The organism is Oleiphilus sp. HI0132 (assembly GCF_001635845.1).
In genome coordinates this window covers 1-821 of the sequence record NZ_LWGJ01001359.1, presented here as the reverse complement: position 1 = coordinate 821, position 821 = coordinate 1, and the positions used below count along the sequence as shown (strand labels likewise).

Sequence of the window (821 nt, the reverse complement as noted above, 5' to 3'; positions counted from 1 at the left end):
TGCGTGATCGCCATGCTTTCGGTGATCTCAAAGCAGACTTTATGGGGCGGCACCTTATTCTCTTCAAAGAGATTAACCAGAAAAGCTGAGAATTCTTTTTGACCAATGCTCTGTGGACTGAGGTTAATACTGGCACAGCCGAGCTTTTCCAAGTGCTCGGGGTGTTTACCTAACCAAGCGAAGTAATTCTTGATGACCCAGCGATCTATATTAGGCATGAGGTTATAGCGTTCTGCCGCGGGCAAGAACTGGCCTGGAGAACAAAGGTTGCCGTTGCTATTGATCAGGCGAAGCAGGATTTCGTAATGAAAGTTTTGCTCTTGACCTTGGTTGGGCGCAATGTGTTGAAAGACTAAAAAGAACTGATCATTCGTTAGTGCTTCTTTAATTGTTGTGACCCATTGCATTTCGAGCTGTCGGAACTGTAGGTCTTTATCAGACTCAATGAATACATGAACACGATTACGCCCTTGGTCTTTGGCCATATAGCAAGCAGCATCCGCCATGGCTAGTAGTTGTTCTACATTCTGGTGATAAGGGTATATTTCAACCAAGCCGATACTGACGCCAATGCTGTAACGCTTACCTTCCCAGATAAATAAAAATTTCTCGACGGCTTCTCTGAGACTTTCGGCAATAAGCCTTGCTTTGGGAAGACTTGTTTGGCTAACGAGAATGCCGAATTCATCGCCCCCCAGTCGAGCGATGATCTGCTGAGGCCCGAGCGCTTTTACTTCTTGAAGCAGCTTCTGGCTAATATTTTTTAGCAAGATGTCGCCTGCAGTGTGGCCACAGAGGTCATTCACAATCTTAAACTGGTC

1 protein-coding gene is annotated in these 821 nt (G+C 45.8%); it reads right to left on the bottom strand.

Annotation, left to right across the window (positions count from 1 at the left end):
• Positions 1-770: EAL domain-containing protein (locus A3766_RS20840; RefSeq protein ID WP_231882946.1), on the bottom strand; the 770-nt coding region annotated here is incomplete at its 3' end.
• Positions 771-821: the final 51 nt, after the last annotated feature.